The sequence below is a fragment of the Streptococcus parasanguinis genome, assembly GCF_047465465.1.
GTDB classification, from domain to species: Bacteria; Bacillota; Bacilli; order Lactobacillales; family Streptococcaceae; genus Streptococcus; species Streptococcus parasanguinis_AI.
Window position 1 is genome coordinate 641,649 of sequence record NZ_JASGZU010000001.1, and the last position, 21,507, is coordinate 663,155.

At 42.6% G+C, this 21,507-nt stretch carries 21 protein-coding genes; 4 read left to right on the forward strand and 17 right to left on the reverse strand.

Annotated elements, in window-relative coordinates:
• Positions 1–61: 61 nt before the first annotated feature.
• Positions 62–1,366: a PLP-dependent aminotransferase family protein gene (locus QM351_RS03260; protein ID WP_037599328.1), complete on the forward strand. Its 1,305-nt coding sequence runs from the start codon at positions 62–64 to the stop codon at positions 1,364–1,366.
• An 18-nt stretch (positions 1,367–1,384) separates the two neighbouring features.
• On the opposite strand, the gene QM351_RS03265 is transcribed toward QM351_RS03260, so the two are convergent.
• The 14 genes from QM351_RS03265 to QM351_RS03330 form a co-directional block, all read right to left on the reverse strand.
• On the reverse strand, positions 1,385–1,633 hold the full coding sequence (locus tag QM351_RS03265; RefSeq protein ID WP_023918292.1) for a hypothetical protein: 249 nt from the start codon (positions 1,631–1,633) through the stop codon (positions 1,385–1,387).
• A 92-nt stretch (positions 1,634–1,725) separates the two neighbouring features.
• Complete coding sequence (locus tag QM351_RS03270; RefSeq protein WP_414326527.1) at positions 1,726–3,480, reverse strand: ABC transporter ATP-binding protein; 1,755 nt, start codon at positions 3,478–3,480, stop codon at positions 1,726–1,728.
• Positions 3,467–5,221, reverse strand: a complete 1,755-nt coding sequence (locus QM351_RS03275) for an ABC transporter ATP-binding protein (RefSeq protein ID WP_414326529.1) — start codon at positions 5,219–5,221, stop codon at positions 3,467–3,469. Before QM351_RS03275 ends, QM351_RS03270 begins: the two co-directional genes overlap by 14 nt.
• A 1-nt stretch (position 5,222) precedes the next feature.
• Positions 5,223–5,888, reverse strand: coding sequence for an MmcQ/YjbR family DNA-binding protein (locus tag QM351_RS03280; RefSeq protein WP_049514729.1), 666 nt, complete (start codon positions 5,886–5,888; stop codon positions 5,223–5,225).
• A 103-nt stretch (positions 5,889–5,991) separates the two neighbouring features.
• The gene (locus tag QM351_RS03285; RefSeq protein WP_049514728.1) at positions 5,992–6,627 is read right to left on the reverse strand and encodes a copper homeostasis protein CutC; all 636 of its coding nucleotides are present in this window, start codon (positions 6,625–6,627) and stop codon (positions 5,992–5,994) included.
• A 21-nt stretch (positions 6,628–6,648) separates the two neighbouring features.
• Entirely contained in the window at positions 6,649–7,251 is a 603-nt protein-coding gene (locus tag QM351_RS03290) for a hypothetical protein (protein WP_118397662.1), read from the reverse strand.
• A gap of 275 nt (positions 7,252–7,526) precedes the next feature.
• On the reverse strand, positions 7,527–8,483 hold the full coding sequence (locus QM351_RS03295; RefSeq protein ID WP_414326532.1) for an ABC transporter permease: 957 nt from the start codon (positions 8,481–8,483) through the stop codon (positions 7,527–7,529).
• Entirely contained in the window at positions 8,483–9,544 is a 1,062-nt protein-coding gene (locus QM351_RS03300) for an ABC transporter permease (RefSeq protein WP_155126010.1), read from the reverse strand. Before QM351_RS03300 ends, QM351_RS03295 begins: the two co-directional genes overlap by 1 nt.
• The gene (locus QM351_RS03305; RefSeq protein ID WP_414326534.1) at positions 9,537–11,072 is read right to left on the reverse strand and encodes an ABC transporter ATP-binding protein; all 1,536 of its coding nucleotides are present in this window, start codon (positions 11,070–11,072) and stop codon (positions 9,537–9,539) included. Before QM351_RS03305 ends, QM351_RS03300 begins: the two co-directional genes overlap by 8 nt.
• Positions 11,073–11,201: 129 nt before the next feature.
• A complete protein-coding gene (locus QM351_RS03310; RefSeq protein ID WP_003001669.1) occupies positions 11,202–12,263 on the reverse strand; it encodes a BMP family lipoprotein in 1,062 nt (353 codons plus the stop codon).
• Between the two features lie 75 nt (positions 12,264–12,338).
• Positions 12,339–12,728 carry a cytidine deaminase gene (locus QM351_RS03315; RefSeq protein WP_003007631.1) on the reverse strand — a complete coding sequence of 130 codons (390 nt, stop codon included), beginning with the start codon at positions 12,726–12,728 and terminating at the stop codon, positions 12,339–12,341.
• Positions 12,715–13,377: a deoxyribose-phosphate aldolase gene (gene deoC / locus QM351_RS03320; protein WP_021153359.1), complete on the reverse strand. Its 663-nt coding sequence runs from the start codon at positions 13,375–13,377 to the stop codon at positions 12,715–12,717. Before deoC ends, QM351_RS03315 begins: the two co-directional genes overlap by 14 nt.
• Positions 13,378–13,394: 17 nt before the next feature.
• Positions 13,395–14,672, reverse strand: coding sequence for a pyrimidine-nucleoside phosphorylase (locus QM351_RS03325; RefSeq protein WP_151191201.1), 1,278 nt, complete (start codon positions 14,670–14,672; stop codon positions 13,395–13,397).
• Positions 14,669–15,262 (reverse strand): class I SAM-dependent methyltransferase, encoded by a 594-nt coding sequence (locus QM351_RS03330; RefSeq protein ID WP_151191202.1) that lies wholly within the window; start codon positions 15,260–15,262, stop codon positions 14,669–14,671. The genes QM351_RS03325 and QM351_RS03330 overlap by 4 nt, the downstream gene beginning before the upstream one ends.
• A 90-nt stretch (positions 15,263–15,352) precedes the next feature.
• Here QM351_RS03330 and coaA point away from each other — a divergent pair, with 90 nt between their 5' ends.
• The 3 genes from coaA (at position 15,353) to QM351_RS03345 (ending at position 17,194) form a co-directional block, all read left to right on the forward strand.
• Positions 15,353–16,273 carry a type I pantothenate kinase gene (coaA, locus tag QM351_RS03335; RefSeq protein ID WP_151191203.1) on the forward strand — a complete coding sequence of 307 codons (921 nt, stop codon included), beginning with the start codon at positions 15,353–15,355 and terminating at the stop codon, positions 16,271–16,273.
• 96 nt (positions 16,274–16,369) lie between these two features.
• The gene (rpsT, locus tag QM351_RS03340; RefSeq protein WP_003007640.1) at positions 16,370–16,618 is read left to right on the forward strand and encodes a 30S ribosomal protein S20; all 249 of its coding nucleotides are present in this window, start codon (positions 16,370–16,372) and stop codon (positions 16,616–16,618) included.
• 66 nt (positions 16,619–16,684) lie between these two features.
• The gene (locus QM351_RS03345) at positions 16,685–17,194 is read left to right on the forward strand and encodes a DNA topology modulation protein (RefSeq protein WP_347112320.1); all 510 of its coding nucleotides are present in this window, start codon (positions 16,685–16,687) and stop codon (positions 17,192–17,194) included.
• 312 nt (positions 17,195–17,506) lie between these two features.
• Here QM351_RS03345 and ldcB read toward each other — a convergent pair whose 3' ends face one another.
• From ldcB to QM351_RS03360, 3 genes are all read right to left on the reverse strand, one after another.
• On the reverse strand, positions 17,507–18,286 hold the full coding sequence (ldcB, locus tag QM351_RS03350; RefSeq protein ID WP_414326538.1) for an LD-carboxypeptidase LdcB/DacB: 780 nt from the start codon (positions 18,284–18,286) through the stop codon (positions 17,507–17,509).
• A 10-nt stretch (positions 18,287–18,296) separates the two neighbouring features.
• Positions 18,297–20,084: a TcaA second domain-containing protein gene (locus QM351_RS03355; RefSeq protein ID WP_414326540.1), complete on the reverse strand. Its 1,788-nt coding sequence runs from the start codon at positions 20,082–20,084 to the stop codon at positions 18,297–18,299.
• 66 nt (positions 20,085–20,150) lie between these two features.
• Entirely contained in the window at positions 20,151–21,293 is a 1,143-nt protein-coding gene (locus QM351_RS03360) for a DUF6574 domain-containing protein (RefSeq protein ID WP_414326542.1), read from the reverse strand.
• Positions 21,294–21,507: the final 214 nt, after the last annotated feature.

Here is a 21,507-nt window from a genome sequence, read left to right on the forward strand (position 1 = left end):
TGCTCACCACTCTTATGAGTGGTTTTTTTTTGATTTTTTCTGTACAATAGAAAAAAACTGTATGGGGACAGTCGGAATGAAGACGAGCAAATACCAACAAATTATCGATTTCTTAAAAGAAGCTATTCAAGATGGAGAACTGGAAACTGGACAAAAAATTCCTTCTGTTCGCCAGTTAGCTAGTCAATTTTCTTGTAGTAAGGACACGGTGCAACGGGCCTTGCTGGACTTGACTTACCAGCACTTCCTCTATGCTAAGCCTCAGAGTGGCTACTATGTTTTGGAGCAAGAACCTGATCGACATGAGGATCTTCCACTAAAATTAGAGAAAGACCGCAACCAGGCTTTCGAGGACTTCCGAACCTGTATCAATGAAACCTTGATTGGACGGGAGAATTATCTCTTCAATAACTTTTCGGACCAAGCAGGATTACTAGAGGTACGCCAATCGATCCAAGACTTATTGAAGGAAGAAGGTATTTATACGACTGCGGATCAGATTGTTTTGACTGCTGGTACCCAGCAGGCGCTCAATATCCTCAGCCAGATTGACTTTCCCAATAAAAAGTCTCAGATCTTGATCGAGCAACCGACTTATCATCGGATGAACCAACTCTTAGATTCGCAGCAACTTGCCTACCGTACCATTCAACGAAATTTAATGGGAATTGATCTCGAGGAACTTGAAGAGATTTTCAAAAGTGGCCATATCAAATTCTTCTACACGATCCCTCGTTTTCACTATCCGCTCGGTCATAGCTATTCGACCAAGCAGAAAGAAGCGATCTTGCAACTAGCTGACCAATATGATGTTTACCTTGTTGAGGACGACTATCTTGGAGATCTTGATGGCAGCAATGCTCCTTCTTTTCATTATTTGGATCAAAAGAACCGTGTCATCTATATCAAATCTTTTTCGACCAATCTCTTTTCTGCTCTTCGCATCACTTCCATGATCCTTCCCCAAGCCCTTCTAAAGCCGGTCTTAACCTATAAGACGATTCTGGACTATGATAGCAATCTCATCATGCAAAAGGCATTGAGTCTCTACATTGATAACGGTATGTATCTGACCAATAAAAAGCGACTCCTAGCCAGAAAAAGAGAGGTAGAAGCCAGTCTAAAGACCTTGATGGCCCAGTCTCCTCTTCTTCCCCATCTGACCCTGACCCACGATGGGATCCTTCTAGGACTCAGCCAAGTTCAATCCCTTGCTGCCTTAAAACACAGTGGACTCCCGCTTGATTTCTTTGAAGCAGCCTACATCACTTCTTGTCCTTATCAACTCGCCAAGATCAAATCGGCAGATGTGACCAATGTTTTACCAAAGCTTACGCCTTTTTTTGAAAGAGAAACCCTCGTATAGACTATACGAGGGTTTTTCTTATTTCTTTAATTGCTCATAGATCAGTTTAGCATTTTGAAGGCCGATCCGATAATCGAGGCGAATCAGGCGAATCGCTTCCATCTCTGGTTCTTTGAGGTACTTCTCTTTTTGTTCCTTAGAAATACTACCTGGTTTAAGAAGATAGTGAGTGAATTGATTTCTGACTTTATTGAGCTCAACTTGAAGGGTGAAATAAAGTCCAAATAAGACAATCACAACTCCCATCATGATCAGATCGTTTGACATGGTTTATGCTCCCTTTTTCTGTTCTTTTCTTTATTTTACAGCTTTCAAAGAAGAAAAACAAGGTTAAATTTGCATTTAGACCTTGTTTGTCCTTATTTCATCATACCAGCCTGGAGGTCATACATTTTCTTATACGTTCCTCCTAGAGCAATGAGTTGGTCGTGATTGCCCGATTCGATGATTTTTCCCTTATCTAGAACATAGATGCAATCGGCATCTTGGATGGTAGAAAGGCGATGGGCAATGGCAATGGTTGTCCGCCCTTGGCGCATCTTCTTCAGAGAGTTTTGGATCATCTCTTCCGTCTCTTGGTCGATATTGGCAGTGGCCTCATCCAAAATGAGGATCTTAGGCTGAGCAGCAATGGTCCGGGCAAAAGCCAGAAGCTGACGCTGACCGGTCGATAAGGTAGAACCCCGCTCTGTTACCGGATGGTCATAGCCACCAGGTAAACTCTCAATGAAGTCTGCTACATCCACAAATGCAGCTGCTTGTTGGATTTCCTCATCAGTCAGTTCTTCATGGTACATCCGGATATTAGAAGCAATGGTTCCATGATAGAGGAAAGGCTCTTGCAACACTAGACCAATGGACTTGCGCAAGGCTTCCTGGCTATAGTCCTTGATATCCTGTCCATCAATCAAGATCTGGCCACGATCAAATTCATAAAAGCGCATGAAGAGATTGATAATAGAGGATTTACCAGAACCAGTATGACCAACAAAGGCGATGGTTTGTCCATTTTTGACCTCAAAGGAGATATCTTTTAGGACATCCCGTTTACCATCATAAGAAAAATTTACATGCTCAAAACGAATATCTCCCCGCTCAATTTCTTTCAGGCTACAAGCTTGCTTGGGCTCGTAGTCGTCTCGATCCATCATCTCAAAGACACGACCTGCAGAAATGGTTGAGGTCTGCAAGGTAGCAAAGTTCTGCGTAACATCAATCAAAGGCTGGAAAAGCTGGCTAACATACTGGATAAAGGCATAGATAAGACCTGCTGTAAAGCCAGAGGACTGCCAATTTAAGCCGAAAAAGGTCAGAATGACCGCATAAGCCAGGACCTGTAATAAGGTCATAGCTGGCCTCAAAAAGAGGGAATTGACATCCACAGATCGGTTGGCGTAATCCAAATGTTCCCCATTAATCTGTTCGAATTCATCCGTCAAGCGCTTTTCTTGACGAAAGGCCTGCACGATCCGCATTCCTTCAATGGATTCCGATAATTTCACATTGATATCTGATAATTTTTGGCGGGTCATCTTGACCAAGCGATTGGATAACTTGCGATAGAGACGAATGGAAAACCAAATGATGGGAAGAAAAGGCAGAATCCAAATGGTCAAATGCCAGTCCAAGCTAAACATAGTTATCAGGGTGACTAGAAAGAGTAAAAAGGATGAAACTAGGCTTGAAAAGACCGTAGAAAACATATCTGCGACTGCCTGGGTATCATTGGTCACACGCGAAACAATCGAACCTGCTGCTGTCTGGTCATAAAAGGACATGCCCAGCCTTTGAAGATTTTGGAAAATATCTAAACGGATATCTCTTACGATAGAATTGGATACACGCGCAAAGGTTAACTGACTCAGATAAGTTGCCAGCACGCGCCCAATGAATAACCCATAGTAGAGAATGAGAAACTGAAAAGCTGTCAGAACTGGAGAGCCTGCTTCTGTTGGATCCACTAGGTGGTCAATATACCAGCGAGCTGCAAGAGGGATCGCCGTCAATAACAGACTAGTCAGGAAGGTAAAGGCTAAGGCTAGGCCTGTTAACCATTTATAACGCCACATGTAAGTCAAGAGCCGCTTCATCACATGAGCTTCAGATGTTTTCATTCAGCTTTCCCTCCATTTCTTCTGATAATTGTTGGGCTCGGTAGGTTTCATAGTACCAACCTTTTTGAGCCATTAATTCCTCGTGATTTCCTCTCTCCTTTATCTGTCCATTCTCCATTACCAGAATCAAATCCGCATGAACGATCGCTGATAGGCGATGGGCTGTGATGATCGTTGTTTTCCCCTTGCGTTCCTGCTTCATATTTTCAATGATTTGGTGCTCCGTTTTAGCATCTACTGCAGACAGGGAATCATCCAGAATCAAGATCTCAGGATTCATGACCAATGCTCGACTCATGGCAATTCTTTGCTTTTGCCCGCCAGAAAGAGAGACCCCTCTCTCTCCTAACACTGTCTCCATCTGGTCTGGCATGACCAGAATATCCTCATAGACTCCACAAGTTCTCAGAGCCTTCATTACCTCTTCTTCCTCGATCTGTGGATCTGAAAAAGCTACATTCTCACGAATGGTCATGGCAAAAAGGATCTGATCCTGAGGGACATAGCCGATCAAGCTTCGAAGATCCTCTAAGCGATAATGTTTGATGGAGATTCCATTGAGCAAAATATCTCCCTGCTCCAAGTCATGCTCTCTAAGCAAGAGACGCAACAAGGTAGTCTTTCCAGATCCAGTTGGTCCTACAATTCCAAGGGTTTGCCCTTTTTCTAAATGAAAGGCAACCTTCTCAAGGACAGGCTCTTTCTCATAGGCGAATTCTTCAATGTCATATTCCAAATCTCCGTTTTGAATGACTGTAACTGGTTGACTTGGATCTTGGATATCAGGTGTTTCTGCTAAAAGTGTCTCAATCCGATCATAGGAGACGCTAGCACGCTGACTAATATTAAACAAGAAGCCCATGGCTTGAAGGGGCCAGACGAGCATATTGAGATAGGTAATAAAGGTTACGATTTGTCCAACCGTCAGGCTTCCTTCCTGAACAAATAGCCCCCCGAAGTAGAGCGTCAAAACATAGGAGAGACCGACAAAAAGAAGAGTAGTCGGATCAAACAAAGCATTGTAACCGGCTGAAGTCATATTTTTTGAAAAGACCATCTGATTGGTTTTTTCAAAAGCCTGAATCTCATCTGCCTGAAAGCCAAAGGATTTGGTCACTTTGACTCCTGATACTGATTCCTGGACAAAGTTGTTCAGCTCTGAGAATCCTTCTTGGGCCTCTTTGAAGGCTTTGTGGTTTTTACGGCCAATAGTTGAAGTCACTACCACCATAACCGGTAGAGGCAAAATAGCTAAGAGGGTTAAGCGCCAATCAATCATGAAAAACATGCTAACTAGGGTCACCAAGGCGGTCACAGAAGCATCCACTGCAGACATAACCCCGCCACCAGCAAACATAGTCACCGCATTGATATCATTGGTGGCATGGGCCATGAGATCCCCTGTCCGATAACTCTGATAAAAAGACGGAGACATGAGCGTAAATTGCTTAAACAAACGGTAACGCAAGATCCGAGCCAACTTATTGGCCGTCCCAAAAATATAGCGTCTCCAAACAAAACGAAGGCCATACATGGCTAGAGCTGCGAGGACCAAAAGGGCAATATCCATAACTAACTGCCCCAGTGTCAGCTTTCTTTTATCGATCAAATCGATCACAAGGCCCATGATTCTTGGAGGAATGAGATTTAAAAAGCTAACCAAGATCAAGGCCCCTATCCCGATCAAGTATCGCTTCTTCTCTAAATTAAAAAACCAAGATAATTTCCTCAACAGATTCATCTTATTTCCCCTTTTTTGTGAGTTGCCAACTACTATCCACTAGAGCAAACAACTCCTCATCAGCAATTGTTCCATCTAAGGGGATACTCACCCAATATTTTTTATTCATATGAAAAGCTGGATAAATCCCCTTCTGCTGGATGAAACGGGCTACTTGATCAGACTTAACATTCAAAACTTCTATTTTCCCAGACTTGCCAGCATCTAGTTTTTTCCAATCAATGGTCATAAAGACACCATACCACTTGAGGGTGTCTCGGTGGCGAATGGCACCAGATTCTGGAGATCTCTCCCACAAATACTCAATCGTTCCCTGATAGTACAGAGAGATATAGGCCATGAGACGCTTGGCTTGAGGATAGAGAAATTTCTCTACCTCAAAACAAGCTTGGCGAATCCTTGCAAGACTTTCCTGACAAGCTTCTCTGACTTGGCCAACGAAATTTCCTTGTAGCTGTTCCTGATGGATCTGGATATACTCGTCCCCTGTATCCTGATCATAGACCTGAAAAGATATCTTCTGGTCGCAGACACGGACCTTTAAGAGAAAAGAGTCCGATAAGACGGGACACTGGTACTCATAGCCTGCCCCTCTCTTTTCAAATCCAAAAGCCAATCCCTTTTCTGGCTGAAAGGTGTATCGGTCAAAATAATGCTCTAAAAACATTTTCTCTCCCTTATTCATTTTTGCACTAGAAGAGGCTGGAAACAACGTCTCCAACCTTGATAACGGATCTTCAAAACTACTTCAGGCAGTGAGCGTTTCTTTTTTAAAACACGATGCGCGTGCCATGCAGTTGACAAACACCCAATTGCTCCAAAAAGAGCTGACGATTGTCAAGGGTCACACCTCCACCTGGTAGGATCTGAATCTTTCCCTTAGCCGCATCTAATAAACGATGATAGTGTGCAAAACGTTGCTCTAGTGGGTCACCTGGACTTCCAGCTCGTGTTAAAATGCGGGCTACACCCTGATCAGAAAGCCACTCAATCGCTTCTAGCTGATCTGTATGAGCTAACTCATCAAAGGCCATATGAAAGACCACCTCTGCCTCTCCACAGGCTGCAAGTAAAAGCTGCATGACCCTCTTGTCCAACTTTCGATCACTCGTCAGCGCACCCAGCACAAAACAAGTAATCCCTATTTCTTTCGCAGCACGAATATCCGTCAGCATAGCTTCGACTTCTGGATCAGTGTAGACAAAATCTCCACCACGGGGCCGAATGATCACACATAGATCCACGGACTTCTCTCTTGTCAGTTTGATTGCTTCATTGATCACACCTATACTCGGTGTGGTCCCGCCTACTGCCAGGTTGTCACACAGTTCAATGCGACCTGCCCCAGCAGCAATCGCCTTATCAATAAAAGTTAAATTCTCTGCACAAAATTCAAAGACAAGCATGACAACTCCAATTACAAAGACTTAAAACAAGGATATACTAACGGTTACCTTAGCATTGCCATTTTCCACTCTCGCTTTTGAGATACTATAGCCTGCTTGAGGGATCTCAAGGGTGATTTGATCACCATTAACCGTGAAGCCACTTCCATTTTGATTGGATTGATCCTTCAAATAGTTGAGAACCAAGAATTTTGGAATGGGCATTTTCCCTAATTTAGCACCGGTCACAGTCAAATTCATGACATTGTTTTCGACTTGACCGGTCATGGTTAAATCTAGATAGCTATCGACTGGCCCTAATGATACAGGAACTTTGACGTGAAGGTCATTGCCATCCATTCCTAGTGACATCTTTTGATAGTCAGAATTGTCAAGGGCGGATCCAGCACTTGTTTTTACGACCTGACTTAATTGTACAGAATTGAGACTTAGCTCAGTTGAGACCCCTTCAGTGCTCACAGAAGCATTTGAAACTGCATTTTGAGCCAGCTCAATCAAAGAACTCCCTGCCTGCACATTTCTCAGCTGCTCCCCTTCAGGAATAGATCCAGGAACCAACAGGACCACTAATAAAATAAATAAAACGATCACCATGCCAATCAGGCGTCTCATCCACTTAAACATCTGCTCCTCCAATACGTGTAAAGTTGTATTCTTATTGTACCTTAATTCTAAAGAAATTGCGACTAAGAGGGGCCTTTAGAAAGCAAAAGAGAGCGTGGGACAGAAATCGGTAATTCGTTAGAATTCGATTTCGTCGTCCCACCTCCGCACAGTTGAGTAGGGCTGTAAAAGCTGATAAAATCAGCGTAGTAGAGCCCACTCAACCACTGCGTCTTACTCGACAATCCAAAAACAATTGAGAGGCTAGGACTTTTATCCCAACCTCTCTCTGTGCATTATTTCGATTTAATGTAGTTAACACCATCTGCTTTTGGCGCGACTGCTTGTCCGAAGAAGGCTGCTAAGACAATCATGGTCAAGACGTAAGGCGCAATTTGCAAGTAGATGGATGGAACACCTTTAAGTAAAGGCAATTGATTCCCGATAACTGCCAAACTTTGTGAGGCTCCAAAGAAGAGACTAGCCAGCATGGCACCGATTGGGTTCCATTTCCCGAAAATCATAGCTGCGAGGGCGATGAACCCAGGACCAACAATAGTAGTCACCGCAAAGTTAACGGAAATAGATTGAGCGTATATGGCTCCTCCAATACCAGCTAGGGCACCTGAGATCATTACTCCTAAGTAGCGCATTTTATAAACATTGATTCCCAATGTATCTGCTGCTTGTGGGTGTTCCCCAACTGAACGAAGACGCAAACCAAATTTTGTCTTGAACATGATGAACCAAGCAAAGAATGAGAAGAGAATCGCTACCCATCCGATGATGCTAGCATTGTTGAAGAAAATATCTCCAATCACCGGAATTTTAGATAAGACCGGAATGGATGTCTTCCCAAAGGCAACTTTGATATTATCGGTTTGCCCTTTGTTGTACATCGCTTTAACAAGGAAGACCGCAAGTGGTGGTGCCATCAAGTTTAATACTGTACCTGAGACGATATGGTCAGCACGGAAATGAATAGTTGCCACCGCGTGAATCAAGGAGAAGAGTACTCCAATCCCTGCAGCAACGATCAAGGACAACCATGGTGTCATATTCCCTAAGGTAGGCTCAAAAGTCAAGTTAAAGACAATACCTGAGAAGGCTCCCATAACCATGATTCCTTCAAGGCCAACGTTAACAACCCCAGCGTGTTCTGAGTAAGCTCCTCCGATACTTGTGAAGATCAGCGGCGCCGCATACACAATCATAGAGGAAACAAGAATACTTAAAATCGTTACAATACTCATTAGTTTGCTCCTCCTTTTTTAGCTGAACGCATTGAAATCATCTTTTCGATAATGTAGTGAGCACATACGAAGAAGATAATGGATGCTGTCACAATTTGAACGACTTCTTCAGGGATTGCAGCTGGCTTCATACCAACTCCCCCAATTTGAAGTGCTCCAAACAAGAAGGCAGCAAATGGAATCCCAATTGGTGAATTCATCGCAAGAAGGGCAACGGCCATTCCGTTAAATCCAACACTCATTGAGCTAGTTTGAACATAGACATTTGAGTAAATACCCAGACCTTCTACTACCCCACCGATACCAGCAAGAGCACCAGAAATGATCATAGAAAGGATAATGGTCCGTTTTGCAGACATCCCTGCGTACTCTGCCGCATTGGCATTGAGACCAACGGCACGGATTTCAAAACCAAGTGTTGTTTTCTTCATCAAGAACCAGATGACTACCACTGCAATGATAGCAAAGAAGATCCCGATGTTCATTTGTGATTTGTCCGTTAAATTACGCAACCACTCCGTCTGGTAGACAGCGTTGGCTCCCACATCAATAGTTGAGTCCTTGTTTTTCATCAAGGAAGCTGGGAAGCTATGGATCAAGGCATTCCCACCATAGAGAACAATATAGTTCATCATAATGGTGATGATCACCTCACTGGTTCCAAGATAGGCACGAAGGAAACCTGGAATCGCTCCAATAAATCCACCTGCAATAGCCGCAATCAAAACGGTTATTGGAATCATCAGTAATCGAGGCATATTTGGGAAGGAAAGAGCAAACCAAGTCGCCATGATCCATCCTGCAAAAGCCTGACCAGGAAGTCCAACGTTAAAGAAGCCGGCTCGGCTAGCTACCGAAAATCCAAGAGCAACTAAAATCAGTGGCCCCATAGCACGGGAAATATTACCCCAACTCTTAATCGAACCAAAGGCTTTCTTAAACAGCAATTCATATCCCCAAAGGGCATCATAGCTGAAGGCCCACATAATAATGGCACCCAAGACCAATCCTAAAAGGACAGACACCAATGGAACAGCAATTTGTTTTAAATTCTTATTCATTTGATGCTCCCTCCTCTACTTTTCCTCCTGCCATCAAGATTCCAAGTTCTTGCTTATTCGTCGTTTCTGGGGTTACAATCCCTTGGATCTTCCCATCATGAATAACCGCAATACGGTCAGAAACATTCAAAATCTCATCTAATTCAAAGCTGACAACCAGAACGGCTTTTCCATTATCCCGTTCTTGAATCAAACGTTTGTGGATATATTCAATCGCTCCAACGTCCAAACCACGAGTTGGCTGGCTGACGATCAAGAGATCTGGATCACGATCGATTTCCCGCGCGATAATGGCTTTTTGCTGGTTTCCTCCAGAGAGAGCTTTGGATGGTACCACTTCACTAGCTGCACGAACGTCAAACTCTTCCATCAACTTCTTAGCATAAGAGGTAATATTTGGATAATTCAAAATACCATTCTTGCTAAGAGGTTCTTTATAGTAGGTTTGAAGAGCCATGTTTTCAGAGATCATCATATCAAGGACTAAACCATCCCGGTGACGGTCTTCAGGGACGTGCCCCACATTCATTTCTGTGATTTGACGTGGACGAAGTCCTACAACATCCTTGCCTTTAATCTTGATTGAACCAGATTTCACCTTCCGTAGACCTGTAATCGCTTGGATCAACTCAGACTGACCATTTCCATCAATCCCTGCGATCCCAACGACTTCACCAGCACGAAGTTCCAGTGACAAATTCTTAACAGCTGGGACACCACGGTTTTCGTTTACAACCAAGTTTTCGATCGACAAGACCACTTCTTTCGGTTGAGAAGGACCTTTTTCAGTCTTAAAGGAAACAGAACGGCCGACCATCATTTCGGCCAAGTCTTGGTTAGTAGCTCCACCAATCTCGACTGTCTCAATCGATTTACCACGGCGAATAACCGTTACGCGGTCTGAAACAGCACGGATTTCATCCAACTTGTGCGTAATCAAGATAATGGATTTTCCTTCATTCGCCAAGTTCTTCATGATTGTCATCAATTCTTCGATTTCAGCTGGTGTCAACACTGCAGTTGGTTCATCGAAGATCAGGATGTCGGCTCCACGATAAAGCGTCTTTAAGATTTCCACACGTTGCTGCGCACCAACGGAAATATCCTCAACTTTAGCATGTGGATCTACTGCCAAGCCATATTTTTTAGACAAATCAAGGATATCTTGGCTGGCTTTTTTAAGGTCCAAAACACCATGTTTAGTGGTTTCAGAACCAAGGATGATATTTTCAACAACAGTGAAGGCTTCAACCAACATAAAGTGTTGGTGCACCATTCCAATTCCTAAAGAAGCTGCTTTTGAAGGTGAGTCTAGGTTAACAGTTTTTCCATTTACCACGATGTCTCCGCTTGTTGGTTCCAACAAACCAGCCAGCATATTCATCAGGGTAGATTTCCCTGCACCATTTTCTCCAAGAAGTGCATGGATTTCACCTTTGCGCAACTGAAGATTAATCTTATCATTTGCTACAAAGTCACCAAATTTTTTGGTAATCTCACGCATTTCGATGACATATTCATGTGTCATGTGGGTGTTTTCCTTTCAAAATTTTTTTATTTCAATAAAATCTGCTAGAGAACTAACAGATTTTATTGAGACAAAAATGTCTCACTTTAAAAGAAACGGCCCTTAAAGGGAGGGCCGCCCAATCAAATATTATTTTTCAGGAACTTTAAGAGATCCATCAAGGATTTTAGCTTTGGCATCTTCGACAGCTTTTTTAGCATCCGCAGAAAGGTTGTCAGTTGTCAAATCAACTCCACCATCTTTCAAGCTATAAGTAATCACTTTACCGCCAGGGAATTTACCGTCAGCAGCTTTCTTAGCCAAGTCTTTTACAGATTCTCCGACTTTCTTCAAGCTTGAAGCCAAGACAAAGTTAGATTTTTTACCATCTTTAGAAGTGTATTCACCTTCAGCTTTTTGGTCACGGTCCACACCAAGAACCCAAACTTTTTCGTCTTCATTTTTCTTCTCGTTCAAGTCTTTTGCTTCAGAGAAGACACCTGCTCCAGTACCACCAGCTACTTGGTAGATAACGTCTGCACCTGCAGCGTATTGTGCAGCAGCAATTGTTTTACCTTTAGCAGCGTCACCGAATGAACCAGCGTAGTCTACTTGAACTTTGATAGATGGGTCAACAGATTTAACACCAGCTTCAAATCCAGCGCGGAAACGAGTGATAACTTCACTTTCCATACCACCTACAAAACCAACTTGTTTAGTTTTTGTAGTTTTCGCAGCAGCGATACCAGCAAGGTAACCAGCTTCGTTGTCGGCAAAGACAGCAGATGCTACGTTCTTTTTACCTTCAATACGGTCGTCAATGATAACAAAGTTTGTTTCTTCGTTGTCAGAAGCCGCTTTTTCTACTGCATCACGCAAGGCAAAACCAACACCAAAGATCAATTTGTAGTCGTTAGAAACAGCTTCATCAAGGTTTGTCGCATATTGAGATTCATCTGTTGATTGGAAGTAGTCAAATCCGTTCCCTTTAGAAAGACCGTTTTCTTTCCCCCAAGCTTGCAAACCTTCCCAAGCAGATTGGTTGAATGATTTGTCATCCACACCACCAGTATCGGTAACGATAGCAGCTTTCAAATCTGTTTTAGATTCTGAGTTTGCGCTATCTTTTTTAGACGCACGATTTCCACATGCTGCAAGTCCGATAGCAGCGACAGTTACTAGACCAAGGCCTAGCCATTGTTTCTTGTTCATTACTGAACCTCCTAAATTATTGTGCAACATTGTTGCGAAGTATTGAAAGGGTCAAAAGACCGCCTCACAGACCTATTAAGTCAGGTCTGTAAAGGAATATGGAAGTAATTCCTTGACCGTCATCACGACCGTCGATTTATCTTTAGATACTAAGGTTACAGGAAGGTCTGGCTCAAAAAATTCAGCCATGACCTGGCGACAAGCACCACATGGAGAGATGGGCTTTTCTGTTTGCCCGTAGATAATGAGCTCTTGAAACTCACGAGCTCCTTCAGAAACAGCTTTAAAAATGGCTGTCCGTTCTCCACAGTTGGTCAAACCAAAACTGGCATTTTCGATATTGACACCTGTATAGATTTCTCCATCCTTCGTTAGCAGTACAGCTCCAATTGGGAAATGAGAGTAAGGCACATAGGCTTGTTGACTCACTTCAACTGCTAAGTCAATCAACTCAGTAGTCGCCATGAGCCACCTTACCTTCCATGATGGCTACACCAGAAGAAGTCCCGATACGGGTCGCACCAGCTTCGATAAAAGCAAGAGCATCTTCATAAGAGCGAGCACCACCAGAAGCTTTAACACCCATGTCGGGTCCAACAGTTTGACGCATTAAGGCCACATCTTCTACCGTTGCTCCTCCAGTTGAAAAGCCAGTTGAAGTCTTCACAAAGTCTGCGCCAGCTGACTTAGCAATTTGGCAAGCAACGATCTTTTCATCATCTGTTAAGAGACAAGTCTCAATGATGACTTTGACGAGCTTATCACCGCTCGCTTCGACTACAGCTTGGATATCTTCCTCAACTAGTGCTAAATTCTTAGACTTAAGAGCCCCGATATTAATGACCATGTCAATCTCATCGGCACCATTTTGAATCGCATTTTTTGTTTCACACGCTTTGACAAATGGTGTATTTGCTCCCAAAGGAAAACCAATGACGGTACAAACTTTAACGTCTGAATCACGCAAGCCCTCAGCCGCAAAATTCACCCATGTCGGGTTCACACAGACACTCGCAAAATCATAAGCCTTGGCTTCTTCGATCAGCTTTTCGATCTGTTCTTGTTGTGCATCTGGTTTTAAAAGAGTGTGATCGATATATTTATTTAACTTCATACAATCTCCTGAGCTGCTTAAGATATTATTTCAATAATTTCTTTAACGCTTTCAGCCCTTTCTAGTATTTTAACATTTTTTTTAAATTCTGTAACTCTTTCTTGTGAATTTTTTTCCTTCATGAAAATACGGGCAATGCGTTCCCCTTTTTTGACGTGCTCTCCCACTTTTTTGTCAAACACAATTCCTGTTTCGTAATCGAGGGGATCTGATTTGACAGCACGGCCAGCACCCAAGCGCATGGCAAACAAGCCAAACTCCATGGCAGGTAAAGCAGCAATGACGCCATCTTGGTTCGCTGTTACTTCAAGGACCTGATCCACTTTAACGGGACGATGCAAATCTTCTAAGTCTCCACCTTGAGCCACCACCATTTCTTCAAACTTCGCTAAAGCTTGACCATTGGTCAAGTGTTCATGGATGGCTTCAATCGATTGTTCTACATTGGCCAATTTCAACATGATTTGCGCTAATTCACAAATAAACTCAGTTACGTCCGCTCGGCCCTGCCCTTTCAGAATATCCAAGGCTTCCAAAATCTCTAAACGATTACCAATGCTGGTTCCCAAAGGTTGGCTCATATCTGTAATGACAGCGATGGTTTTCCGACCCACTGCATTTCCAAGATCCACCATGGTACGGGCTAAGCGACGAGCATCCTCAATATTCTTCATAAAGGCACCCTCGCCCACTGTCACGTCCAAAAGAATGGCATCCGCACCAGCAGCAATTTTCTTACTCATGACGGAGCTAGCAATCAAAGGAATGGTATCCACTGTCGCCGTTACATCACGCAGAGCATACAAGAGTTTGTCTGCTTTTACGAGTTGGTCGGATTGACCAATGACCGATAAGCCGATCTCCTGCACCTGCTGGATAAATTCCTCTTGAGTCCGTTCAATCTGAAAGCCTTTAATGGATTCCAACTTATCGATGGTTCCACCCGTGTGGCCTAAGCCACGACCACTCATTTTAGCAACCGGCACACCAAAACTTGCAACCAAAGGCACCAAGACCAAGGTCACCTTGTCTCCGACACCACCAGTCGAGTGTTTGTCCACCTTGATCCCTGGAATAGCTGACAGATCAAACTGTTGCCCTGTTTGGACCATCTTCATGGTCATATGAGAGATTTCTTCTGTCGTCATCCCTTTAAAATAAACGGCCATAGCAAAAGAAGACATTTGGTAATCTGGTACTGTTCCAGCCACATAGCCCTCAATCAGCCATTCAATTTCTTCCTTGTTTAAGGCAAGACCATCTCTTTTTTTCTGAATGATATCTACCGCTCTCATGATTCTTTCTCACTTCTTAAAATATAATAGCCTTTGTCTTTTTTTACGATCTCACAATTGCCAAACGTCTCTTCCATCTTGACCTTAGCGCTGGGAGCCCCTTGTTTTTTCTGAATGACAATGGTCAAATCTCCACCTGGTTTCAAATGTTCAAAACTACCCGTAATCACTTGGTGAACCACTTTCTTACCAGCTCGGATCGGCGGATTACTGATCACATGGTCAAAGACCCCTTCTACTGCTTCATAGACATCCGAAGAAAAGATCTGTGCTTCCACGCCATTTCGGCTGGCATTTTTCTTAGCCAAGTCCAGCGCCCGCTCATTGACATCCACCATGGTCACGGCAACTCCCTGGGCTTTAGCGAGAGAGAGGCCAATCGGTCCATAGCCACAGCCAACATCTAGGACACTTTCTCCTTCTTGAAAATCCAGGGTTGATAAAAGCACCTGGCTTCCATAGTCAATCATTTTTTTACTAAAGACGCCCGCGTCCGTATAGAAATACATCTTTTGCCCCAATAAAACAACAGCCAGATCATGAATATCATGGGCTGCATCTGGGTTTACATCGAAATACATTTTACTCATAAGGTTATTTTATCATAATTCACTCCTTTTTTAAATCGTTTACATGACCTCTAAAAATTGGTATACTAAAGACTACAATAGGAGTGACATATGGACAAAGAATTTCTACATTTTGAAAAAATTAATCGGGAAACGTGGCAAAATTTGCACCGCAAAACCACCCCACCTCTCTCTCAAACAGAGCTCAATTCTATTAAAAGTTTTAACGACCGCATCAACCTCCAGGATGTACGTGACGTCTACCTGCCTTTGACAAACCTGATTGGAATCTACAAGCGTTCCAAAGAAGATTTAGCCTTCTCAAAAGGTATTTTTCTCCAAAAAACGAGTGAACGCCAACCCTTTATCATTGGGGTTTCAGGGAGTGTTGCGGTTGGAAAATCCACCACTAGCCGTCTCCTTCAAATCCTGCTGTCACGGACCTTCGAAGGCTCGAGCGTGGAATTGGTAACAACGGATGGCTTCCTCTATCCAAATGCTATCTTAAAAGAACAAGAGATCCTCAATCGAAAAGGATTTCCAGAAAGCTATGATATGGAATTGCTCCTTGATTTTCTTAATCAAATCAAAAACAACAAGAGCGTAGAAATCCCTGTCTATTCCCACGAAATATACGATATTGTCCCAGATGAGAAGCAAACGATTTTACCAGCTGATTTTGTCATTGTCGAAGGAATCAATGTCTTTCAAAATCCGCAAAATGACAGTCTCTATATGACCGATTTCTTTGATTTTTCAATCTATGTGGATGCCGCGGTCGACGATATCGAATCTTGGTATATCGATCGCTTCCAAAAACTTCTTGAATTAGCTCAAAATGATCCCAATAACTACTACTATCGATTTACAGAGCAACCCCTAGAAGAAGTTTTAAGCATGGCCCATCAGGTCTGGGAATCCATTAATTTAGTTAACTTACAACATTACATTCAACCAACCAGAAACCGAGCTGATCTGATTCTCCATAAAGCAACCAACCATGAAATCGACGAAATTTATCTCAAACGCTAGAGAAAATGGCCTGTTAACGGTACTTTTTTAAGGAAAAGCTATTTTAGGCTTGTCAAATCTTAACTTTTCATATATAATGAGATAGTTAGATTATCAATGGAGGTGAATAACTTGGCAAACATTAAATCAGCTATCAAACGCGCTGAATTGAACGTTAAACAAAACGAAAAAAACTCAGCTCAAAAATCAGCTATGCGTACTGCAATCAAAGCTTTTGAAGCAAACCCATCTGAAGAACTTTACCGCGCTGCTAGCTCAGCTATCGATAAAGCAGAAACTAAAGGTTTGATCCACAAGAACAAAGCTAGCCGTGATAAAGCACGTCTTGCAGCGAAACTTGGTTAATCAAGAACAGCATAAAAATCAAGCTCTCCGGAGCTTTTTTTGTTCCTAAATTTTTGAGAGGTGCTTATGAAAATCGTTATTATCGGCTATTCTGGCTCAGGTAAATCCACCTTGGCTGAAAACTTATCCCGCCACTACTCCATTCCCAAGCTCCACATGGACACCCTTCAATTTAAACCGGGTTGGATAGACAGTGACCGGAATTGGATGGAGAAAGAGATGAGACAGTTTCTTAGTGACCATAGAGACTGGGTCATTGATGGCAATTACTCTTGGTGCTGCTATGAGGAAAGAATGGAGCAAGCCGACCAGATTATCTTTCTCAACTTCTCTCGTTGGAACTGCCTCTTTAGAGCCTGGAAACGATACCGCCGTTATAAAGGACGCGTCCGTGAGAGTATGGCGGCAGGTTGCCCCGAACGCTTTGACTATGAATTCATCCGTTGGATTCTTTGGGACGGTCGCCAAGCCAGACAGGTCACACGCTATCAGACTATCGGCCAAAACTATCCAGACAAATTTGTCTCTCTCAAGAATCAAAAAGAGCTGGATGCGTTTCTAAAAAACATACAATAAAAAGGTTGGGATATCAATCCCAACCTTAAAATGTAGACAAACTATTTTAAAGTAAAATAAATTAAGCGATTCTGATAAGAAATAAAATTGAGTTCAATTTTTTAGATGAATCAAGAAAATACCAAGACTTTCCGCTGTGAGTAAAGTGCCTGAAACAATAACGATTCAGGCACTCGGAATTATTGAGACCTTAGGCTCAATAATTAGTCATGGAACTTCGTAGAAGTTCGCTGACGTCCGTACTCACCTAAGGAAAGTTTTTTATATGACTTTGTCTTCAATCTGAGGTTGGGATGTCAATCCCAACCTTTTTTATTTATCAACGTAATCGCCACCGGTGAAGCCATAGTATTCTTCCAGACTCAAGCCTGAGTCCGCAATATCTTGTGCTTCTTTTCCGATGTAGCGAAGATGCCAGCTTTCTGGCATGTAGCCTGTTACTTTTTCTTTTCCTTCTTGGTAACGAACCACAAAGCCATATTTAGCAGCATTCTTGAGCAACCACTTACTTGGTCCAGGTTCGGTTACCAAATTACCACTGGTATCGATCAAGTCAAAGGTCAAACCAGTTTGGTGTTCACTATAGCCCGGTCTTGCGGAATAGCGATCTGCGGCTTCCTGACCATCTTGATTGACATAATTTTGATAGAGTCCAACTTGGGTATCGTAGCTACGAAAACCACTATATTGATCACTGATCGGATAACCCTCTGCCTGCATGGCTGCGATCAATTCATGAAGGGCCGAAACAGCTTCAGGATCTTCACCTGGATTAAAGTCCGGCGCCAAAGGATAATGTTTGTTAGCGATCATGACTTCGCCGTATTTCCCTTTGACACTATAATAGGAACCATTATAGCTAACACCAGAGTCCACTTTCACATCTGACTTACCAGCTTTTGACGACTCTTCTTTGCCAGTCTCTTTTGATGAATTCTTTGCAGAAGACGTTTCTTTTGAAGACTTGGTTTGCGTTTGTTTGCTTTCTTCTTTTGCAGAAGATTTAGAACTAGTGGATTGAGATTGGGAGCAAGCTGTCAGGGTTAACAAGGCAACTGTCACCAAGGTTAATTTGGAAAATCTTGCTTTCATGGGGAATCTCCTATGATTCTTTTGTTACGACAATATCCGTGATCACATAACTTGCACCTACTTTTTTCAAAGTATAAGTTTTGTACTTGCGATTTTGTGAATCTGGATGACTATCTGTATAATGCACGGTAAAGTCTTCATAAGTCTTGATGGTCACCACACCATTTTCTTCAGTGACACTTTGAATATCCAAAGCTCCTGGAGTATAGTAGTCAATTTTAGCCTTTCGAACACCATCACCCGTTGTGAATTCTACCATGTCTTTGTAAGCTTGACTTTGTGTGTCATAGTATTTAGAGTAAGTGTTATTTCGATTTGAAACTGAGCTAAAGACAGCGTCACGGTACTCTTTCAAGAACTCTTCTGCCAAGGTCCGATTTTGTTCTTCTTTGGCTGCCTGCGCTTTCTTAGCATCTTGAGCACTCTTGATGCGTTTTAAAGTATCTTTGGCTAGTTTGAGTTCGATCGGATCGTTTTCACCCTCTTCAATCGTCACCTTAGCCTTTTCAGTTGTGTAGGTTTCCCCATTCATATTGAAGACGGCATGCACTTCAATCTCTTGATAAGGGATGCTGTCTACTTCAAAGGTCGTGCTCGTTCCAACTTCTTTACCGTTGACCACAACCTTCACATCCGCTGGGTTTTCAACTTCATCTGGGAACTCAACTTCTAAATTCCGTTTTTCAGAATTCAACTGCAATTCTAAGTTATTCTTCGTTGCTTTTTTAGGATTGAGATGGATCTTAGAAGTGACATTTCCGACTTCTGTTTTAGCAGTCAATTCCATTTCTTTTGCATTGTAATGGAAAGAACCTAAATCTGTGACCTCATCTTTTTTCAAGGTCACGGTTTTATTAGTAGCCACTTTGAGTTTGGCTTGGTCCAAATTGGTCTTGACCTTGACTTGCACTGGATAGCTAGCCACTCGGTATTCTTGGAAGATTCCAAATTTCTTGTCCGCCTTTTCCAAACCAAAGATCTTGTTACCAGATTTATCCGTATAGGTGCCTTCACCACCATCATCAATGATCTTGTTTAACTCTGTACCAATATCGATGCCTTGATCTTCCATACTGGTGATAAAGCTCTCAGCTTCGTCTTTTGTCCACTTATCGCTATCGGTTGAAAGCAAGTCCGCTGCTTCGCGATAATCCTTGGTGTCCACTGCCTTAATAAATTTATCTGCAGTCACCTCGACACGTGTTGTAGACTGGAAGTAAAAGAAGGCTGCTACCAAAGCGATTACAAGAACAGCAAGGGCAGAAATAATCCCAATTTTTTTCTTAGAAAGTTTCTTCCCACTCTTCGTTTTAGGGGCCTTTGGTTTTTTCTGAGCTTGACTTGCCTCTGTAACGTTTGGACCAGCAAAGACTTGCGTTTGCTCAGTAGCAAGTGGAGCCGTATACTCTTGAGTGGACTGTTGAGGGACATATTCCTGTGTTTCTTCTGTTGAATCTGGGGTTGCAAATTCTGCTTCAGGAACAGGTCCTGCAAAAAACTCGAAGTTCTGACTTTTGGCAGCGGTAAATTCTTCTGCACTTGGCTTGCGGCCATAGGTTTCCTCAAAATGTTGCAACCAAGCCTGACGAGCTGCCAGAAGTGGATCGACATTCTTTACTTCTTCAACTGGTTCAAGCACCGATTCCTCGACAGGTGCTAGATTCTCTTCTGGGGCATTGCCTGCGATAGACTGAATTTGTTTTAAATCAAATCCACAGGCTTTCCCAGCCATAAATTCTTCTGGCGACGGTTTGCGACCGATCACTTTTTCAAATAATTCAACCCATTTCTTTTGCATGGATTTCATCTCCCTCATTATAAAATAGGGAAAGTGGGTATTCCCACCTTCCTTTTTGTGATATGTTTAGTATCCAAAATTACCCAAGTCTCCAAAATTTGGAGTATTTGTAATAGATCCCATAATAGCTTGTTCCAAAATTTGACGATCCAAGTAAACAACAAGAGCTGCAAACACAATTAAAATCGCAATGGATGCTACAAGCAATATGAATTTATCTGCTTTAAATTTTGTGTTGTTCAAGGCTTGGTATACAACATACAAGGTTCCAACTGTATACAAGAAGAAGATCAAAAAGTTTAGGAATCCATAGAATTCATAAGCTTTTACAAGTCCAACTAAGAATGCAAATAGAGAAACAGGCAAGGCGTAAACAGACAAACGTCCAAACTCTTCAAATGAGCGGCCGTATGAATATTCTTTATCTTGAAGAACGATACGACGGACAAAGAAACCTGCTACCTGGAAGGCATAGATATTGAAATAAGCCATGATCAAGATGATCAGAAAGGCACGGAAATCTGCACCATAACCACCTGTATATCCACTAGCAGTAAAGAATGTAGCCAAGCTCATTACAAAAGCAGTCAAAACATATTGTAAAATACCGTTGAGCGCTTTTGGTTGGTTTACAGCTGTTGGACGTTTCAAAGCTGAGAGGAACCAATTCCAATAACCACCAACGGCTACACCAAATTGACTTGGTTGTGCTGGGTAAGGTTGACCAGGTTGGCCTTGGAAAGGAGCTTGTTGGTACCCAGCTTGACTTGGTTGTTGGTAAGCTTGTTGTTGGTAAGCTTGTTGTTGGTAAGCTTGTTGTGGTGCTTGCTGGAAGGCAGGCCCATTATTTTGAGCAGTTTGAGGCGCAGGTCCTTGAGCTGGCGCTTCAACTGGGGCAGTTGGGGCTGCGGTAAACTCTGGGGCTTGTGGCGCTGAAACTGGTTCTTGTGGGGCTGCAACAAACTCAGGGGCTTGTGGCGCTGAAACTGGTTCTTGTGGAGCTGCTACAAATTCTGGAGCCTCTGGAGCTGCAACTGGTTCTTCCACAGGTGCAGTTGGTGCTGCGACAAACTCTGGGGCTTGTGATGCTTCTGGAACCACTACTTCTTCTTGAAACTCTCCAGCAGCAAGTGCTTGAGCAATTTCTTCTGCACTAGCAGAACGACCATTTACGGCTTCAAAATAATCCAGCCAATCTTGTTTTGACATATTTAATCTCCTTAACTATTGTTCATACTAGGGTATTATACAAAATTTCTGAACCATTTTCAATGAAAGACTGGAAAATCCCTGTAATATCTTTTGAAAAACATACAAATTCTATACATTTCTAGAAATAAGTAAAGAAAAACGCCTCTTTTCAGAGGTCGTAGAATGTAGACAAACTATTTTAAAGTAAAATAAGTTAAGCTATTCTTCAAAG

Bases quoted from the DNA above. Each gene is read 5' to 3' on its own strand.
- QM351_RS03280 (WP_049514729.1), bottom strand. From the start codon at position 5,888: ATGTTTTTAGAGCATTATTTTGACCGATACACCTTTCAGCCAGAAAAG.
- QM351_RS03270 (WP_414326527.1), bottom strand. From the start codon at position 3,480: ATGAAAACATCTGAAGCTCATGTGATGAAGCGGCTCTTGACTTACATG.
- QM351_RS03290 (WP_118397662.1), bottom strand. From the start codon at position 7,251: ATGTTTAAGTGGATGAGACGCCTGATTGGCATGGTGATCGTTTTATTT.
- QM351_RS03285 (WP_049514728.1), bottom strand. From the start codon at position 6,627: ATGCTTGTCTTTGAATTTTGTGCAGAGAATTTAACTTTTATTGATAAG.
- QM351_RS03295 (WP_414326532.1), bottom strand. From the start codon at position 8,483: ATGAGTATTGTAACGATTTTAAGTATTCTTGTTTCCTCTATGATTGTG.
- QM351_RS03265 (WP_023918292.1), bottom strand. From the start codon at position 1,633: ATGTCAAACGATCTGATCATGATGGGAGTTGTGATTGTCTTATTTGGA.
- QM351_RS03315 (WP_003007631.1), bottom strand. From the start codon at position 12,728: ATGGCGACTACTGAGTTGATTGACTTAGCAGTTGAAGTGAGTCAACAA.
- ldcB (WP_414326538.1), bottom strand. From the start codon at position 18,286: ATGAAAGCAAGATTTTCCAAATTAACCTTGGTGACAGTTGCCTTGTTA.
- QM351_RS03310 (WP_003001669.1), bottom strand. From the start codon at position 12,263: ATGAACAAGAAACAATGGCTAGGCCTTGGTCTAGTAACTGTCGCTGCT.
- rpsT (WP_003007640.1), top strand. From the start codon at position 16,370: ATGGAGGTGAATAACTTGGCAAACATTAAATCAGCTATCAAACGCGCT.
- QM351_RS03330 (WP_151191202.1), bottom strand. From the start codon at position 15,262: ATGAGTAAAATGTATTTCGATGTAAACCCAGATGCAGCCCATGATATT.
- QM351_RS03305 (WP_414326534.1), bottom strand. From the start codon at position 11,072: ATGACACATGAATATGTCATCGAAATGCGTGAGATTACCAAAAAATTT.
- QM351_RS03355 (WP_414326540.1), bottom strand. From the start codon at position 20,084: ATGCAAAAGAAATGGGTTGAATTATTTGAAAAAGTGATCGGTCGCAAA.
- QM351_RS03275 (WP_414326529.1), bottom strand. From the start codon at position 5,221: ATGAATCTGTTGAGGAAATTATCTTGGTTTTTTAATTTAGAGAAGAAG.
- QM351_RS03260 (WP_037599328.1), top strand. From the start codon at position 62: ATGGGGACAGTCGGAATGAAGACGAGCAAATACCAACAAATTATCGAT.
- QM351_RS03360 (WP_414326542.1), bottom strand. From the start codon at position 21,293: ATGTCAAAACAAGATTGGCTGGATTATTTTGAAGCCGTAAATGGTCGT.
- QM351_RS03300 (WP_155126010.1), bottom strand. From the start codon at position 9,544: ATGAATAAGAATTTAAAACAAATTGCTGTTCCATTGGTGTCTGTCCTT.
- coaA (WP_151191203.1), top strand. From the start codon at position 15,353: ATGGACAAAGAATTTCTACATTTTGAAAAAATTAATCGGGAAACGTGG.
- deoC (WP_021153359.1), bottom strand. From the start codon at position 13,377: ATGAAGTTAAATAAATATATCGATCACACTCTTTTAAAACCAGATGCA.
- QM351_RS03345 (WP_347112320.1), top strand. From the start codon at position 16,685: ATGAAAATCGTTATTATCGGCTATTCTGGCTCAGGTAAATCCACCTTG.
- QM351_RS03325 (WP_151191201.1), bottom strand. From the start codon at position 14,672: ATGAGAGCGGTAGATATCATTCAGAAAAAAAGAGATGGTCTTGCCTTA.